17 protein-coding genes and 1 pseudogene are annotated in these 17,037 nt (G+C 59.1%); 10 read left to right on the top strand and 8 right to left on the bottom strand.

Features of this window, described 5'->3' with window-relative positions; all coding sequences use genetic code 11:
• Positions 1-76: 76 nt before the first annotated feature.
• From AC0V6W_RS07990 to AC0V6W_RS07975, 4 genes are all read left to right on the top strand, one after another.
• Positions 77-1,498, top strand: coding sequence for an O-antigen ligase family protein (locus tag AC0V6W_RS07990; RefSeq protein WP_486148861.1), 1,422 nt, complete (start codon positions 77-79; stop codon positions 1,496-1,498).
• The gene (locus tag AC0V6W_RS07985; protein WP_486148859.1) at positions 1,498-2,268 is read left to right on the top strand and encodes a polysaccharide biosynthesis/export family protein; all 771 of its coding nucleotides are present in this window, start codon (positions 1,498-1,500) and stop codon (positions 2,266-2,268) included. The genes AC0V6W_RS07990 and AC0V6W_RS07985 overlap by 1 nt, the downstream gene beginning before the upstream one ends.
• A gap of 96 nt (positions 2,269-2,364) precedes the next feature.
• Positions 2,365-4,422: a GumC family protein gene (locus AC0V6W_RS07980; protein ID WP_486151506.1), complete on the top strand. Its 2,058-nt coding sequence runs from the start codon at positions 2,365-2,367 to the stop codon at positions 4,420-4,422.
• An 11-nt stretch (positions 4,423-4,433) separates the two neighbouring features.
• A complete protein-coding gene (locus AC0V6W_RS07975; RefSeq protein WP_486148857.1) occupies positions 4,434-5,642 on the top strand; it encodes a hypothetical protein in 1,209 nt (402 codons plus the stop codon).
• Positions 5,643-5,687: 45 nt separating this feature from the next.
• Here the strand turns inward: AC0V6W_RS07975 and fabI are convergent, their stop codons facing one another.
• From fabI to AC0V6W_RS07960, 3 genes are read right to left on the bottom strand one after another with little or no spacing between them, the layout of a single operon-like run.
• Positions 5,688-6,494, bottom strand: coding sequence for an enoyl-ACP reductase FabI (gene fabI / locus AC0V6W_RS07970; protein ID WP_486148855.1), 807 nt, complete (start codon positions 6,492-6,494; stop codon positions 5,688-5,690).
• Between the two features lie 47 nt (positions 6,495-6,541).
• On the bottom strand, positions 6,542-7,573 hold the full coding sequence (locus AC0V6W_RS07965; RefSeq protein ID WP_486148853.1) for a YihY/virulence factor BrkB family protein: 1,032 nt from the start codon (positions 7,571-7,573) through the stop codon (positions 6,542-6,544).
• A gap of 48 nt (positions 7,574-7,621) precedes the next feature.
• A complete protein-coding gene (locus AC0V6W_RS07960) occupies positions 7,622-8,656 on the bottom strand; it encodes a DnaJ C-terminal domain-containing protein (RefSeq protein WP_486148851.1) in 1,035 nt (344 codons plus the stop codon).
• Between the two features lie 265 nt (positions 8,657-8,921).
• Between AC0V6W_RS07960 and pdxH the strand changes: the two genes are divergently transcribed.
• On the top strand, positions 8,922-9,593 hold the full coding sequence (gene pdxH / locus AC0V6W_RS07955; protein ID WP_486148849.1) for a pyridoxamine 5'-phosphate oxidase: 672 nt from the start codon (positions 8,922-8,924) through the stop codon (positions 9,591-9,593).
• Positions 9,594-9,624: 31 nt separating this feature from the next.
• Entirely contained in the window at positions 9,625-10,458 is an 834-nt protein-coding gene (locus AC0V6W_RS07950) for a PhzF family phenazine biosynthesis protein (protein ID WP_486148847.1), read from the top strand.
• Positions 10,459-10,464: 6 nt separating this feature from the next.
• On the opposite strand, the gene rfbD is transcribed toward AC0V6W_RS07950, so the two are convergent.
• The 4 genes and pseudogenes from rfbD to AC0V6W_RS07930 all read right to left on the bottom strand — a co-directional run bounded on the left by rfbD (position 10,465) and on the right by AC0V6W_RS07930 (position 14,025).
• Positions 10,465-11,373, bottom strand: coding sequence for a dTDP-4-dehydrorhamnose reductase (gene rfbD / locus AC0V6W_RS07945; RefSeq protein WP_486148845.1), 909 nt, complete (start codon positions 11,371-11,373; stop codon positions 10,465-10,467).
• Positions 11,370-11,914 (bottom strand): annotated as a pseudogene (gene rfbC, locus AC0V6W_RS07940) (dTDP-4-dehydrorhamnose 3,5-epimerase). The gene rfbD and the pseudogene rfbC overlap by 4 nt, the downstream one beginning before the upstream one ends.
• On the bottom strand, positions 11,911-12,810 hold the full coding sequence (gene rfbA / locus AC0V6W_RS07935; RefSeq protein WP_486148843.1) for a glucose-1-phosphate thymidylyltransferase RfbA: 900 nt from the start codon (positions 12,808-12,810) through the stop codon (positions 11,911-11,913). The pseudogene rfbC and the gene rfbA overlap by 4 nt, the downstream one beginning before the upstream one ends.
• Before the next feature lie 81 nt (positions 12,811-12,891).
• The gene (locus AC0V6W_RS07930; RefSeq protein ID WP_486148841.1) at positions 12,892-14,025 is read right to left on the bottom strand and encodes a serine hydrolase domain-containing protein; all 1,134 of its coding nucleotides are present in this window, start codon (positions 14,023-14,025) and stop codon (positions 12,892-12,894) included.
• 113 nt (positions 14,026-14,138) lie between these two features.
• On the opposite strand from AC0V6W_RS07930, the gene AC0V6W_RS07925 reads away from it, so the two are divergent.
• The gene (locus AC0V6W_RS07925; protein WP_486148839.1) at positions 14,139-14,453 is read left to right on the top strand and encodes a hypothetical protein; all 315 of its coding nucleotides are present in this window, start codon (positions 14,139-14,141) and stop codon (positions 14,451-14,453) included.
• Here the strand turns inward: AC0V6W_RS07925 and mnmA are convergent.
• On the bottom strand, positions 14,450-15,634 hold the full coding sequence (mnmA, locus tag AC0V6W_RS07920; RefSeq protein ID WP_486148837.1) for a tRNA 2-thiouridine(34) synthase MnmA: 1,185 nt from the start codon (positions 15,632-15,634) through the stop codon (positions 14,450-14,452). The two genes, AC0V6W_RS07925 and mnmA, sit on opposite strands and share 4 nt — an antisense overlap.
• 203 nt (positions 15,635-15,837) lie before the next feature.
• Between mnmA and AC0V6W_RS07915 the strand changes: the two genes are divergently transcribed.
• The 3 genes from AC0V6W_RS07915 to AC0V6W_RS07905 all read left to right on the top strand — a co-directional run bounded on the left by AC0V6W_RS07915 (position 15,838) and on the right by AC0V6W_RS07905 (position 16,894).
• Positions 15,838-16,221 (top strand): hypothetical protein, encoded by a 384-nt coding sequence (locus AC0V6W_RS07915; protein ID WP_486148835.1) that lies wholly within the window; start codon positions 15,838-15,840, stop codon positions 16,219-16,221.
• Positions 16,218-16,517: a CtrA inhibitor SciP gene (gene sciP, locus AC0V6W_RS07910; RefSeq protein ID WP_486148833.1), complete on the top strand. Its 300-nt coding sequence runs from the start codon at positions 16,218-16,220 to the stop codon at positions 16,515-16,517. Before AC0V6W_RS07915 ends, sciP begins: the two co-directional genes overlap by 4 nt.
• A 107-nt stretch (positions 16,518-16,624) precedes the next feature.
• A complete protein-coding gene (locus AC0V6W_RS07905) occupies positions 16,625-16,894 on the top strand; it encodes a GlsB/YeaQ/YmgE family stress response membrane protein (RefSeq protein WP_486151504.1) in 270 nt (89 codons plus the stop codon).
• Positions 16,895-17,037: the final 143 nt, after the last annotated feature.

Below are 17,037 nucleotides of genomic sequence, written 5' to 3'. Positions count from 1 at the left end.
CATTGGCGGTTGTGCTTTGCGCGGGCAAAGCGCGCCGCAATTGCTGTGACCTAGACGGTAAAAGGCCCCCTTGGCGATGAGCAGCCGACTGAAATCGAACTCAAATCTGCCCTGGTTTGTGCTGGGGCTGTTTGCGCTGGTGGTGGCGACATTGGGCGGATCATCGCGCCCCGATGCGATCCAGATTGCCGCTTTGCGCCCGCTTACCGCGCTGATGCTGATCCCGGCGCTTTATTTCATATCGCGCGAACAAATCGCCAAAGCGCGCAGTCTTGTGGTGTTGCTCGCGCTGCTGGCAGGGTGGATGGCGCTGCAATTGATGCCGCTGCCCGCGGGACTTTGGCAATCCCTGCCCGGCCGCGAAGTGATCGCGCAGCTGGATGCAGCCACCGGAATGGATGGCACGTGGAGGCCGATATCACTGGTGCCAAGCAGGGGCTGGAACGCGCTGTTCGCGCTGATCGTGCCGGTTACCGCTTTGCTGATTGCGCTCGCCATGCGGGCATCGCCGCGCATGCTGATGGTGATTATCGCCGCTGTCGGGCTGGTCGATGCGGTGCTTGGTATCATGCAGGTTGTCGATGGCAGCAAAAGCCCGCTCTATTTTTACGCGATCACCAATGCCGGATCGCCTGTCGGCCTGTTCGCCAATGAAAACCATTCGGCGGTCTTTTCCGCGCTTGTTCTGGTGATCCTTGCCCGGCTGCAATCGCTGCCTCAGGCTATCAACGAACCGCGCTGGCTGCGTCTGTGCTATCCGCCGACATTCCTGATTGTGCTGCTGGCCGTGCTGCTCAGCGGATCGCGCGCTGGCCTTGCGCTGACGGCGTTTGCGCTGCTGGTGACAGTGGTGATGGTCTGGCTGGGCTTTACCGCGAGCAATACGGATCGCCGCCAAAGCAAGGTTGAGCAATGGATCACCGCGCGCCCGCGTCTGCTTTTGGGCGTATTTGCCGGGCTGATCGCAGTACTGCTGATTGCGTTCTTTTCCGCCCAGCGCGCGCCGGGTGTCGATGACATTTTCACGCAGAACACATTTGAGGATCTGCGCTGGAAATTGTGGCCCACAATCACACAAATGGTGCAGACCCATTTCCTGTTTGGCGCAGGGTTCGGCACCTTTGAGGAGCTGTATCACATCTATGAACCCAGCGATCTGCTGCTGCCTGTCTATGTCAATCAGGCGCATAATGACTGGGCGCAAATCGTGATTGAAGGCGGGCTGCCCATGGTCGCTCTGCTGGCGCTGTTCATCGCATGGGGCGTGCGCGCCGTCCTGAAAGCCCCGCAGACAAGCGAGCTTTATATTGCCAAATTGCTTTTCTGGGGATCAACAGCGGCGATCATATGCGGGGCATCGGTGGTTGATTATCCCCTGCGCGCGCCGTTGTTTCAAGCCATGGCTGTGTGGTTGGTGGTTGTTTTGGCAATGGAAATCGCGCCGATTGGCAATTCTGGCAAAAATGCCACCCGCTCAGCGGGATCACGGGGCAAATAATGGCCCGCTCTTGGAGTTTCACCGATATGAGCTATGGAGCGGGAATTGGTCAAAAGGGTAAAAAAGTGCCGTTTAGAATTTGCGTGACATTGGCTTTGGCCGCAGCGGCTTTGTCCGGATGCGCGACCGATCGCACCTTTGGCGCCGATCCAAGCTATGAGATAACCGAACTGGAAACGCTGCCCGCCCCGCGCGGCGAGATTTTCTACACCATCGGCTCTCAGGAAAAGCTGGAAATTGGCGTTGTCGGCGCCGAGGAATTGACTGGCGTTTACCTCACCGATGAAGATGGTAATCTCGATTTTCCGCTTGTCGGCAAAGTTGCAATCGGCGGACAGTCGCCAACTAATGCGTCCAAGATGATCGCCGATGGCCTGCGCGGACGGTTCATTGTCGATCCGCAAGTGCGCGTGATCCCCGAAGAGTTCACCCCGCCTTCCATCTCGATCGGCGGACAGGTGAACCGGCCCGGCGCTTATCCTGCAACGGGGCGCGAAACCTTGCTGCGCGTCGTCAATATGGCTGAAGGCCTGGCGGAATATGCCAAATTTGAAGATGTGCTGATTATGCGCACGGTTGATGGCCAGCGCTATATTGGCCTTTATAATATCGCGGCGATTCAGCGCGGCAATTACCCTGATCCTGCGCTTTATCCGGATGATATCGTGATGGTCGGGGATTCGCCAGCGCGCCGCCGGCTCGACAATATTCTCCAGTTTGCGCCGCTGCTGACATCGGCAGCGATTGTCATTGATCGCGTGGGCATTTGATAGAATTATGAACGCAGATATTGCCCTTTCGCCGCCCAAGGCTGGCACCGCAAACGGTCAGGATGCTGGCGAAGGGGGGATAACTTCTTCCTCGATCTGGAACGCTTCGTTCACGAAGCGCGCACTTTGCGCTGGTTTATCGCCGCGCTGATTGTGCTTTGCCTGCTTGCAGGGCTGGTCATCACTTTGCTGACAGAGCCGCAATACCGCGCCAATGCGCGGCTCGAAGTGGCGCAGGTCGCGACCAACGTCACCGATATCGAAACGCTCGATGCGGATGGCCGGGTGTCTGAGCTGCAATATCTTAACACTCAGTACGAATTGCTGGAATCGCGCTTTATGGCATCGCGCGTTGCCGAAGCGGGCAATTTGATGCGCGACGAAGAGTTTATCGAAACCTTCGCGCTGACCGAGGAAGAAGACCTTTCCGAACGCGATATCGAAGAATTGCTGCTCGATCAGGTCAGTATTGAAGCGATTGCCAATTCCAGCCTCGTGGACATCTATTTCTCCAGCGGTTCATCAGCCCTGTCGGCGCGCATTGCCAATTTGTGGGCCGAAGAATTTATCGCGGCCAATTACGAAAAACGCTTCGGCACCAATATCGAGGCGCGCGAATTCTTGAAAAGCCAGATCGATGAACTGCGCGAAAGCCTCTCGCGGTCTGAACAGGAATTGGTTGAATATGCCAATGCGAACGAGATTCTGGTGCTGGAAACAAGCACCGATGGCGAAGGGTCAGCGACCGCAGCGCAAACCTTGATCGCGGCTGATCTGTCTGCGCTCAACGCGGCTTTGGCACAGGCGACAACCGAACGGATCACGGCAGAGGCCGCCGTGCGCGCTGGCGAGCGGGGCGGCCCCAATCGCGATCCGCGCCTCGCGTCTGAACTGGCGCTGGCCCAATCCGAATTGTCGATTCTGCAAGAGAATTTCGGCCCCGAATATCCCGCCGTTCGTCAGAAACAAGCGCAGGTCGCAACCTTGCGTCAGGCCTTGAATGTGACAGGCAGCGCAACCTTGCGTTCCGCCAGATTGCGCGAAAGCGAATTGCGCGAACGGCTGAACGAGGCGAAATCAAGATTCCTCGGCCAGCAAAGCCAGGGCATTCAATACGGCATCTTGAAACGCGAGGTCGAAACAAATCGCGAAATTTATGATGGTTTGCTCCAGCGCTTCAAAGAACTTGAGGCATCGGGCGCAGGTCAGAACAATATCAAGCTGATCGACGCCTCCATCGCGCCGATTGCGCCTTATGAACCGTCCCTCATTCGCAATATGGCGGTGGCCTTTATCGCCAGCCTGATGCTGACGGCAGCGCTGGTCTATGCCCGCGTCATGATGAGCCAGACAGTGCGCGAGCCGGGCGAGGTGACAGACAAGACTGGCCTCACCCTGCTGGGCGTGATCCCCAAGGCCAAGGATGTCGATATGGTCGATGCGCTGGCGCAGCGATCATCGGAAACGAGCGAGGCGTACCGCTCGCTGCGCACCAATTTGGCGTTCCTTACCGCCGATGGCGCGCCGCGCGTGATTATGCTGACATCGACCGCGCCGTCAGAGGGCAAGTCGATATCCTCGGTCGCACTGGCTGCAAACTTTGCGCAATTGGGCAAGGATACGATCCTGCTCGATTGCGATCTGCGCAATTCCAAACTGCCCAAAACGCTCGATCTCGATATCACCGGCGTTGGCGGAATGGCGGCGCTGCTCACCAATCAGGGCGGCGCGGTGCGCGATCAGGCGATGCGGGTGGAGCGATTGAATTTCGACTACATCCCGGTTGGCCACAAACCGCCCAATCCGGTTGATTTGCTTGCATCGGACAGGCTGCAGCAAGTCGTGGATGAAGCCAAAGGCACTTATGACCAGATCATCATCGATTGCGCGCCCATGCTGTCGCTCGCCGATGCGATTGAAACCGCGCGCGTGGCCGAAGGCGTTATCTATGTGATGGAAGCCAACCGGATCAAAGCCAAGGTCATCGAAACCTCGGTTCGCCGTCTGGCGGCCACCGGCGCGCCGATTTATGGCGGTGTTCTGACCAAGCTGGATGAGCGCGCCGCTGAATACGGATATGGCTACGGCTATGGTTATGGCTACGGCTATAATTACGGGAATGACGATCCCAAGGCCGAAACGGACCGGATGTAAGCCCGATGTCTATGGCTAAACGCCTTGCAGCGCTGGAATGGCCCCGATTGTTGATCGTGATCGCGATTGGCGTGGTGCTCGCGGGCGTTTTGAGCGTCCAGGCGCTCAGTTCCGCCCTGACACGCTCCGCACCATCGACGGCGGTTTCGCTGTTTGGCTGGAATGGTCTGGCGGCTGAACAAAATGCGTTCCAGGTTTTCCAAACCGCTGCAGCCCAAGGCACCGATCTGCTGGAAGCTGCAACAAATGCGCAGCCGCTCGCGCGGGCTGCCGCATCGCATGACCCGCTGACGCCCAAATCCTATTCGGTCATCGCCATGGCGACCACCGATCCGGCCGCCAAATCGGCCATTCTGACCGCCGCCAACAAGCTCAATCGCCGCGATTTGTCGCTTCAGGCGCTGGTGCTTGAACAGCGCCTTGCGCAGGAAGATTACAGCGCCAGCATTGCGACGCTCGATCAGATCCTGCGCGTCCATCCTGAGCGTGAGCAGGAGTTTTTCCCTGTCCTGCGCCAAGCCTTGACCGCGCCCGGCGCTGCGCCTTTGTTCGTTGATATCCTCAACGGGCCGGCCGCCTGGCACGAAAACTTTCTCAAATTCGCCATGCGAGAGCCTGCATCGCGGCTTGCCATGGCGTCTATCCGTAAGGAATTGAATTACGACGACACCGAGGTTGACCGCCGCCTGATCACGGGTCTGGCGGTGCAGGGCGAAGTGGTGAAATCAAAAGAGATCTATGATTTTGTGAAAGCGCGCCAGGTGCCTGATGAGACGGCCGAAGAAAGCGGCGAGGAGCGCGAGGTTGCGAGCAATTGGGACAATCAGTTCCCCCCGTTTGATTGGCGCTTGTCCGATGAAAGCCGGTTCCGGAGCCAGCCTGACCGCAAGGGCGAAAACCTGGAGATTTTCGCGCGATCAGGCGAAGGCGGCGCGATTGCCGAATTGATCGAGCTGACCCCCGATGGCCCCTTTGCCATCACCACCACATACGAAGCGCAAAGCCCGACGCGGTCGGACAACACGCGCATCCAGCTGTTCTGCGCCGTGGGTGCGCCGCCTTTCGTTGATGAAGCTTTGGCGCAAGGGGCCAACACTATTGCGGTGGACGCAGTGCCGGACAATTGCCCGCAAATGCTACTGCGCGTGAATGTGCGGGCGTGGCGCGGCGAACCGACCGTGCGCGCGACTTTGGGGCCCATTACAATCGCCCGGCAATAGAGCTTAGAACCGCGCTGGTTTAACCGGGCACCCTAATCGAGGGCCCTAATCGAGAGCAATATCCGGCGCGTCTTCCTGTTTCATGCCCACCACGTGATAGCCCGCATCCACATGATGCACTTCGCCGGTTACGCCTGATGACAGGTCAGACAGGAAATACAGCCCCGATCCGCCCACATCATCAATCGTCACCGTGCGGCGCAGCGGCGTGTTCAGCTCATTCCATTTGAGGATATAGCGAAAATCGCCAATCCCGCTGGCAGCCAGGGTTTTGACAGGGCCAGCGCTGATCGCGTTCACTCGGATGTTTTTCGGTCCCAGATCATTGGCGAGATAGCGCACGCTGGTTTCCAAAGCGGCCTTTGCAACGCCCATCACGTTGTAATGCGGGATGACTTTTTCCGCGCCGTAATAGGTCAGCGTCAGGATTGATCCGCCGTTCTCGGGCATCATTTCCGCCGCCCGCTTGGTCACCGCAACCAGCGAATAGGCCGAGATGTTCATCGTCTTCAGGAAATTGTCGAGCGAGGTGTCGACATATTGCCCGCGCAATTCTGCTTTGTCGGAAAAGCCGATGGCGTGGACCACGAAATCAAGCGTGTCCCAACGTTCTTTCAATGTTGCAAAAGCAGCATCCAGCGCATCCATATCCGACACGTCGCATTCGAAAGTGAAATCGCTGCCCAATTGCTCTGCAAGCGGCTTCACCCGCTTGGCCAGCGCTTCGCCCTGATAGGAAAAGGCCAGCTGCGCCCCGTGCTCTGCCAATTGCTTGGCAATGCCCCAGGCGAGTGATTTATCATTGGCAAGCCCCATGATGAGCCCGCGTTTGCGTTCCATGAGTTTGGGCATATCGGCATTCTCCTCAAAAGTGTCTGTCGCTGTGCTGAACCGCCAAATCAAGCCTGAGCCTGTTCAGGGTCCACACCGGGTTCGGCCAGCGCCGCATTCAATTGAGCGCCGATAACGAGGCCGAGCCCGACAAGCCAGAAAAACAACAGCGCAACCATAATTCCTGCCAGACTGCCATAGGTAAGACTGTAGGTGAAAAACTCTTTGAGGACTTTGGGCAGCGCTGTCGTGACAGCCAGCCACCACAAGGCCGTGAACAGCGCGCCGGGCCATTTGGGAAAAGCCTTGCCGCGATATTGTGCAGGGGTGAGAGTGAAAAAGAGCAGGTACAGGGATCCGAACAAGCCCAAAGCGGGCACAATCCGCGTGATCTGCAAGGTTTCGATTGTTTCGCCCAATTGCGGGATAAACGCGCCGATAAATTCCTGTGCAGTGCCGATCAGCACCTGGGCCAAAAATGAGATCAGCATCAGCAACACTGCGCCCACGATCAGCCCCGCTGACAGCAAGCGATATTGCCAGAATGCGCGTTCCGCCACAGTGCCATAAGCGCGCCGCAGCACATCGCGGATGGTTTCGATCAGGCTGGAAACAGACCACAAGGCCGCCGCCGCGCCAAACCACACCAGCCAACCGCTGCGCGCGTCGATCACGTCGTTGGCAACCGGTTCGATCACTCCGCGAACTGTGGGCGGCATCGCCATCAGAACGGTATCGATCACCATCGCGCGCTCTTCAACTTCCCCGACCAGCTGGAACAAAGTGGCGGCAAAGATAAAGAAGGGAAAGATTGAAAGCATCGCCAGGTAGGCAAGATTGCCCGCATAGATAAAGCCATCCTGAAACGTCCCGCTGACGGTGCGGCGGATAACCTCAAACGGGCGTGACCCTGACCGAAACCATCCCAGCACCGTGCTTGCAAGGCCGGGATTGCGCGATCTTTCGTGCGCGCCCAGCAATCCGGCAGGTTCGATATCGCCATCTGGCTTATGCGTCTTCAGCGCATCGCGCCGCCGCGCCTCAGGAGAAAGTGAGCGGACCGCGCGGTGGGGCGATGCGGGCTGATCTGCTCCTGTCATGCTGCGGTTAAGCCCCTTTCCTTGCAGCGCCTCGGTGCGCGCTCAGGCTTATGCGTCAAACTTGGCGCGCGGGCTAGCCGGATCGGTCCAATCACCCAGTTTTTTATCAAGCGCTTCAAGGTCTTCAGGCAGCTGTATTTCCAAAGTGACCAGCTGATCGCCTCGCGCGCCTGCGGCTTTCTTTGACCAGCCTTTGCCGCCCAGACGCATGATTGTGCCGCCATGGGTGCCCGGTTTGATCGTCAGCATAACCGCGCCATCAACCGTGGGGCATTTGACTTTCGCCCCGCGCAGCGCCTCATCCAGAGTGATCGGCAAATCCATGCGGATATGATCGCCATCGCGGCGGTAAAATGGATGCGAGGCGATGTTGATCTCGACAATGCCATCGCCATTGCCGCCCGGGCCGCTATGCCCTTTGTCTTTCAGGCGCATCTGCGTGCCATCATCCAGCCCGCGTGGCAGTTTTAGATTGATCGCTTTGCCATCGGCCAGCGTGATCCGCTGATCGCGCAAGGTTGCAGCATCTTCAAACGGGACGCTCAATTTGTATTGAATATCCGCGCCGCGTTTGGGCGGGGAAGCAGGCGGGCGCTGGCCAAATCCGCGCCGGCTGCCGGGTGGTGGTCCGCCGCGATTGCGCGCGCCGCCGCCAAACAGCCCTTCGAACAGATCGCCCAGATCCATATCATCGGGGTGCTGTCCGCCAAATTCACTGTCACGAAATCCGCCGCCGCCGCGCGGGCCTCCGCCGCCAAAGCCGCCGCCAAAACCGCCTGCGCCGCCGCGTGCATATCCGCCGCGCGCGCCGCCCATACCGCCGCCAGCCCCTGCGCCCATTCCGGCAAAGGGGTTCATGGGATTGCCATCGCCATCAATTTCGCCGCGGTCAAATTGCGCGCGTTTGTCCTTGTCGCTTAACAGATCATAGGCATTGGTGACGCTGCTAAAGCGTTCGGCGGCCTTTGGATTATCCTTGTTGCGATCAGGATGCAGCTGTTTGGCCAGCTTGCGATAGGCGCTTTTGATGTCTTTTTCAGACGCGGTGCGGGCAACGCCAAGGGTTTTGTAAGGATCGGCCATCGTGTGTTAGCTAGGTGAGACGGTTGCCCCGTGCAAGGGCGCTGTCAGACTGGCCCGGTATGAAACGCAAAAGCGTGGCTTTGTGTAAGGCGTGCAATCAGTGCCCCCTTTCCTACGCGCGGCGAAATCCCTATCTCTCGCGGCATGTTCACCGTTGCCGCTTTATGCCCGAATTTGCTGCCACAGGGTGCCTTGGGGATGTTGCGGTTTTTAGTCTTAGGACCGTGTAACATGCGGTCCATCATTCAGTTTGAGGTCTGCCAGGATGAACCAACCCGCAACTCTGGGTGATGCCCAATTGGCCGATAGCCAGATCGCGGCGGGCGCTGATCCTTACCGCCTGTTCGACGAGTGGATGGATGAAGCACGCGCGAGCGAGCCCAATGATCCCAATGCGATGGCGCTGGCAACCGCTGATGGGGATGCAGTGCCTTCGGTTCGCATGGTGCTGCTCAAAGGGCATGGCCGTGATGAAGGGCGCGAATACGGAGTGAGCGGCGGCGGCTTCACCTTCTTCACCAACACCGGCAGCCGCAAAGGATGCGACATCGCCGCCAATGCGCAGGCGGCGCTGCTGTTTCACTGGAAAAGCCTCAACCGCCAGATCCGCATATCCGGCCCTCTGATCCCAGTGGATGAAGCGCGCGCAGACGCCTACTTCCACTCGCGCGCTTACAACAGCCAGGTGGGGTCCGCCGCCTCGGACCAGTCGCGCCCGCTGGATGCGCGCCAGACCTATATCAACCGGGTGAAAGCGCTGTGGGATGAGCATGAGGGGGAGGGCAAAGTGCCGCGTCCGCAGCATTGGACAGGCTTTACGCTGGACCCGCGTGCAATCGAGTTCTGGATGGACCGTGACAACCGCTTGCACGATCGCCGCGTCTTCACGCGCGCATCATCGGATGCGGCGTGGTCAGATACGCTGCTCTATCCGTGAGCGCTCTAGCTCTACCCCTAAGGAACCCAGCATGACCCTGCGCATCCCCTATTGGCATATCGACGCATTCAGCGCCTCGCCCTTTGGCGGCAATCAGGCCGCTGTCATGGTGCTCGATGAATGGCTGCCCGACGATCAGCTTGTGGCGATTGGAGCAGAGAACTTGTTCGCTGAAACCGCCTTCGTCGTGCGCGACACGAGCGGCGAGGCGGATTGGGAGCTGCGCTGGTGCACGCCAACCTACGAGATCGCGCTGTGCGGTCATGCGACGCTGGCAAGCGGGCATGCGCTGCTGAGCCATCACGATTGGGGCCTGGGCGAAGATGGAAAAGCGCGCGATCGGGTGACGTTCCGCACGCGCAAATCGGGCGTGCTTGAAGTGCGCCGGACAGATGGCGGATATGAGGTTGCTCTGCCCGCGATCCAGACGGCTCCGCAAGACCACCCCGAGGCCGCAGCGCTAATCGGCGGCAGTCCCGTCGCGACCTACCGCTCTGGCGGGGAGCAGATCGGATACAACCTGTTCCTGTTCGAAACCGAAGCTGAAGTGCGCGCCTTGGCGCCGAACCTGCGCGCTCTGGCTGAATTGGGGACGGACCAGTTCGACTGCACCGCACCGGGTGAAGCGTCCGACATCGTCAGCCGCGTGTTCGTACCCGGTGCAGGTGTGGACGAGGACAGCGTCACGGGCTCAGCGCATGCCGCGCTAACCCCGTTCTGGGCCGCGCGATTGGGCCGAGACAGCTTTACCGCGCATCAGGCAAGCGAGCGCGGCGGCGATCTCACATGCCGATTGGACGGCGACAGGGTGTGGCTGGGCGGGCCATGCACCACTGTTGTCGAAGGCACTTTCCTACTGGGATAGCGCGAGCTAACCCATGCGCTCCGCTTCGACGGCAAGCATTTCGCGCAAGTGATCGCGCCATGGCACCCCGGCAATGCCCGTGGCGGCGCGGGTTGCGCTGCAATCCAGCACTGAGAATGCAGGCCGCTTTGCAGGGGTCGGATACTCAGCCGTTGTGATTGCATTGATCTGTGGGATCCGCCTAATCACGCCAAGCGCATGGGCCTCTTCGGCAATGGCCTGCGCGAAATCGTGCCAACTGACTATGCCTTCATCGCTATGGTGAAACGTGCCAGACGCGCCTTTCGCGACCAGCGCCCAAATGGTGCGAGCAAGGCCCGTGGCCCATGTGGGGGAGCCGGTCTGGTCGGCAACCACGCCGATCCCATCGCGGGTGCGCATGAGGCGCAGCATAGTGTTGACGAAGTTTGAGTGGCCCGCCTCATACACCCAGGACGTGCGGATCAGCAGGTCGCGCGCGCCAAGGTGATCCTCGCCCTCTGCCTTGGTCCGGCCATAAGCGGATAGCGGATTGCGCGGGGCATCAGGCGGATAGGGCTGGGCGGCTGCGCCATCGAAGACGAAATCGGTTGAGACATGCACCAGCTTGCCGCCCGAGCCTGACCCCGAGCCTGACCCCGAGCCTGACCCCGAGCCTGACCCCGAGCCTGACATAGCCTCAGCCATAACGCCCACCGCATCGGCGTTGATGGCGCGGGCGGTGTCCTCATCCGCCTCGGCAGCATCGACGGCGGTGTAGGCGGCGGCGTTAATGATGATATCGGGCGCTTCAACCGCAAGCCGCGCGCGCAGCATGGCGTGATCGGCAAGGTCGACGTCATCGCTGCTGATGGCGTTGATCTCAGCGGAAGCGGGCGCGGTGCGCTGCAAGGCTCCGCCAAGCTGCCCGGTCGCCCCGGTGATGAGAACTCTCATGCAAACACCCGCGCATCGGCAAGCGGGACGCTCGCCCGGTCCTTGTCAGACAGGATGGGCGCGGTTCCATCCAGCGGCCAGTCAATGCCGATGGCCGGATCGTCCCAGCGGACCGAATGCTCTGCCTGCGGGTCATAGGGCGCGGTGCACTTGTAGAGGAAATCGGTGTCATTCTCGAGCGTGAGAAATCCATGCGCAAACCCCTCTGGCACATAGAACATCAGGTGATTGGCGGCCGACAGATGCACGCCTTCCCATTGCCCAAACGTCGCAGAGGACCGCCGCAGATCGACCGCAACATCAAACACCGCCCCGCGCGTGACCCGCACCAGCTTGCCCTGCGGGTTCGGGTTCTGGAAATGGAGCCCGCGCAAAACCCCCTTTGCGAGTGCGAATGGTTGTCCTGCACAAAGCTGAGATCAAGCTCGGCTTTGGCAAAGCTGTCCGCATTCCAGCTCTCTGTGAAAAACCCGCGATCATCGCCGAACACAGCTGGCTCAATGATAACCGCGCCATCAAGCTTGGTTGGCGTAACGTTCATCGCTGCTGGCCGGGAACGGTGGGCTGTTCAAGCAGGCCAAGCAGATATTCGCCATAACCCGATTTGCGCAAAGGCTGCGCAATCCGCGCCAATTCGTCATCGGTGATAAACCCCAGCCGCCATGCGATCTCTTCAGGGCAAGCGATCTTCAGACCCTGCCGCTCTTCAGTGATCCGCACATAAGTCGCCGCATCAAGCAGCGATGCATGCGTGCCTGTATCAAGCCAGGCGAAACCGCGCCCCATGATCTCAACCGACAACGCGCCTTCATCCAGATAGAGCCGATTAAGATCAGTGATCTCCAATTCCCTGCGTGCCGATGGCGTTAGATCGCGTGCGCGATCCGCCACTGTTTCATCATAGAAATAGAGACCTGTTACTGCGTAGTTTGATTTGGGCGCGCGCGGCTTTTCCTCAATTGAGATGGCGCGGCCGTCATCGTCAAATTCCACCACTCCAAAAGCGGCAGGATCGGTGACGCGGTAAGCAAATATGCTCGCGCCATCTGCCTTGGCGTTGGCATGCTGCAAAAGGTTCGGCAGGCCGTGGCCATAAAAGATATTGTCACCAAGGATCAGCGCCGCTGGCTTTCCGCGCACAAAATCGGCGCCAATGTGAAATGCCTGGGCAAGCCCTTCGGGATGGGGCTGCACTGCGTAGCTCAGCGATATTCCGAAATCGGACCCGTCACCCAAAACGCGCTGAAACTGCTCGCTGTCCTGCGGGGTTGTGATAATCAGGATATCGCGAATGCCCGCCAGCATCAGAGTGCTCAGCGGGTAATAGATCATCGGCTTGTCAAAGATCGGCATCAGCTGTTTCGAAACGCCGCGGGTCAGCGGATAAAGGCGTGTGCCCGATCCGCCGGCCAGAATAATGCCTTTGCGCTGCCCCATCACATCTGCCCCGTCATATTATAAGGTGCCCCTGACCCTGACTCAGACTCTGGTGCGTAAGCGAACACCGCCGCTGGCCCCTTATGGCTCCCCTGCCGCCGGATAAAGCGCTATCACATCAGCAGCCTCTTGCAGCATTAGCGGACGTTCATCGCTGGTCGAATGGCCCAGCCGCACCAAAGTTACATTCTGCTCAGGGGAAACCAGCACATATTGCCCCATATGCCCTATCAGCGCGAAGAGGCTTTCCGGCGCGCGATCAGGGAAAAGGGGGTGGGGGTATTGCAGCCGATCATCGGGCCGGTTCATCCAGGTTTGATAGCCATAATGTTCAGAGGCCGGGCTGGCGGCTGTCATCGCCGCAATCCAGCCTGATGGCACCAATTGTTCGCCGCTGGGCGCTTGTCCGCCAGTGCGCATAAACTCGCCAAATTTGGCATAATCGCGCGCGCTCGCATGCATCAAACTGCCGCCGATCAATGTGCCCGCTGCGTCAAATTCCGGCACAATCGATGTCATGCCAAGCGGTTCAAACAGCCGTTCTTCAAGAAAGCCTGCCACAGCCGCGCGGCGCGTTTCGGGATCATCGCTGTCTGTTAGAGCGCGCGCGGCGATATCGGCCAGAATGACTGTGGTGTTGGATGAATATTCAAAAGTCTCACCGGGCTCGGCTTCCAAAGGCTGTTCCATTGCCCAGCGCGCCATATCATCGCGCCCATCCAGGAACAGCATGCGCACTTCTGACGATTCGTAAGGCGGATCGCCTGCTTCTGTGTGGCGCAATCCAGATCGCATCTGAAGAAGATGCTCCAGAGTGATCTCCGCGCGCGGATCGCCAGGGCGCTGCCATAAAGGCACAGGGGCGGGCTCTTTCACGCTTAACTTGCCATCAGCAACCAGCATTCCGATCAGCACCGCAGTGACCGTTTTCGCCATGGACCAGCTTAAGAACCGCGTGTCCGCATTATACCCTTGCGAATATCGTTCAGCTGCAATCTTGCCATTGGCCATCAGAACAACCGCTCGGGTTTCGCCAAGGCCTTTTTTTGTGAACAATTCGTCCATCGCGCGCGCCACCTGTGCGCGGGGCGCGCCTGCATCCTGAGTGACGGCTGCAATCGCTTCATCGGAAAGCGGCATGAGCGCGCCATCGGTTTCGCCGCTGCACGAAGCGATTGTCACACTGCCCAAAATCAGCGCGCCTAATCCAAGCACGCTTGGCAGGCGTATTATTGCACGCTTAAAGAGAGCCCTGTGGTCGAACATCCTGCGATCATTCTCGCACCCGGCAAAGGTTGGCAATGGCAAATCCGCGAAATTCCCGAAGTTTGCGCATAGCGTTTTGGCTTATCATCATTGTCGCTGCGGCTTTTGCGGCGGCGTTCTATGTCTTTCGCGAACCGATTGGCGGCTATGCCGAAGTCGGCACCAGCTATGCCGCGCGTGTGGCCTGTTCGTGCCGCTTTGTCGCAGGCCGCCCGCTTGATGATTGTGCCAAAGACAAACTTGGCGGGATGGAATTGGTGACTTTGGTCGAGGATGCAGACGCCAAAAGCGTCACCGCGCGCTTTCCCTTGGTTACTTCTGCCACTGCCAGCCACCGCGATGGGTATGGCTGCGTTCTGGAGACGTGGGAGCCTTAAGCCTGGACAGATGCAGCGGCATCAATCCACCCGCCGCCCAGCACGCGCTCACCTGCATAGATAACCGCAGCCTGCCCCGGCGCGACGCCGAATTCGGGATCGGCAAAGCGTATTTGCGTGGCCGCGCCTTCTCCAAAGGGTCCCTCCAGTGTGATCGGCACAGGTTTTGCCAGGCTTCGCACTTTCGCCGTCAGCTTCTCGCCCAAGGGCATTGGGCCAATGCGATTGGTTTCGATCAGCGTCGCGCTTTCGACTGCCAGCATGCGTTTGGGGCCGACCCGCACCGTGCGGGTTCCCGCATCCAGCGCGATCACATAAAGCGGTTCTGGCTGGCCGCCAATATCCAGGCCCTTGCGCTGACCCACAGTGTAATGGACGATCCCCTTGTGCTGGCCCAGCACTTCGCCGCTTGCCGCATGGACGATATCGCCTGGCACGCCGCCTTCGGGCCGCAGATCGGTGACGATCTTGGCGTAATTGCCATCGGGCACAAAGCAGATGTCCTGACTGTCTGGTTTGGCCGCGTTTCTTAGGCCAGCCTTTTCAGCCAACTCGCGAACGACGCTTTTTTCCAGACCGCCAAGCGGAAAGCGAATATAATCCAGCTGGTCCTGCGTGGTGGCGTAGAGGAAATAGGACTGATCGCGCGCCGGATCGACCGCGCGGTACAGCTCCGGGCCGGAATTGCTCTGCTGCGGCCCTTTCACGCGCTGGACATAATGCCCCGTAGCCAGACAATCTGCGCCCAATTCGCGCGCCATCCGGAACAGATCGGTGAATTTAGGCCCCATATTGCAGCGTATGCAGGGCACAGGAGTGCGCCCGGCCAGATATTCATCGGCAAACTGATCGACTACGCTATCGCGAAACGCGCTTTCATGATCGAACACATAATGCGCAATCCCCAGCCTGTCCGATACAGCCCGCGCATCGGCAATATCATCGCCGGCGCAGCACGCCCCCTTGCGCCCGGTCGCCGCGCCATAATCATAGAGTTGCAGCGTGATCCCGATAACCTCAGCGCCTGTATCATGGGCGAGCGCGGCAACGACCGATGAATCCACCCCGCCGCTCATCGCGACAACGATGCGGCAATCTTCGGGCGAGCGCGGCAAATCGAACAGCGCGGCGCTGTCGAGCCCGTAAGGCGATGGGGTGTCGAGAGAGGCAGTTGCAGTCATGGCGGGGTTCCGCTGGGCGATATAGGTGCACCCGGCCAGATAAGCCAGAGGCACATTTGTGTGCGTCTCAGGCGCGTTTCAATGGCCCGTTTGGTTAGCGGATCGCCGCGCGCTAATCCTAAGAGACAGTAAAGCCGGGTTTTACCACATCTTGACGACCGCGCTGTAGTGAGTCGGGCATGTTTGAAAAAGCTTCTTCTATTGTGCCCACTGCGAATCGCGATTTTCGCGGCTCAGCATCGGTTGGGTTAGCGGCAGGCGATCTGATGATCGGCACAGCGCGCGGCGATTCCGAAGCCGCCTTTGCGAAAGGCGGCGATGCGCTGCGGGCACTTGACTGGAGCGAATTGACAAGCCGGTTGAACGCTGCGCGCGAGCTGCGCCTTTTGCTTCACCGGGATCATGGAAAGACGATTGGAACGGGCGCTGCCAGCTTTGGTGACGCTGCAGCGCGCTATTTTCGCGACCAATCGGAGAACGAACGCCCCGTTAACCCTGATGCTTTAGAGGCTCGAAAAGCATCGCAGTGCAATATCCTTCAAATCAAGGATGAGGCGACAACAGGCGATGCGAGAGACAGTGAATGATTGAGAATCAGGACATACGCCCCGCACAAGTGATCGGCCCCCTCGGCGAACCCTTGACGCTGGATGATCTGCCGGCGCCTTCAACCAAGCGTTGGGTAGTGCGGCGCAAGGCCGAAGTGGTCGCCGCCGTGAATGGCGGGCTGTTGACCATTGATGAAGTGCTCGAACGCTATGGGCTGACACTCGAAGAGTTTGCTTCATGGCAGCGCGCCGTTGATCGTTCTGGCATGCAGGGCTTGCGCGTGACGCGCATTCAGCATTACCGCGACCTTTACGAGCGTCAGCTTAAGTACTGATCTCACTAATCCATACCGACTTTCGCACCTGATCGCATTGTGCGCTATCGGAACAATCCCTAGAACCCCCCGTTGATTGCATGAAGACAATCAATTTGGAGGAAAACATGGGTTGGATTATCGCATTGATCGTAGGCGGCGTCGCTGGCTGGCTCGCTAGTCTGGTGATGAACCGCGATGCCTCGATGGGCATTTTTTGGAATATTGTCGTCGGTTGCGTTGGATCGGTCGTCGGCAATATGATTGTCGGCCCTTTGCTCGGCATCAGCGGCAGCGTTCAGGAGTTTTCGATCACAGGTTTGATCGTTGCGGTGGTGGGCGCGGTTGTGCTGCTCGGCATCGTGAACCTCATTCAGCGTGGCCGTGTTCGCGGCTAAATGCGCGATGGACTTGAAAATCGGGGTTTTTGCCTCGATTTTTGGCAGTATAAAAAGCGGCGCGCCTTTGGGTTGCGCCGTTTTTTGTTGCTTTGCAGCCGTTGAGAGCGAATTTTGCAATAAACGCTTTCGTCTAAAGCCAA

This window comes from Erythrobacter sp. JB1-7, from assembly GCF_057365015.1.
This window is presented reverse-complemented; position numbering and strand designations above follow the sequence as displayed.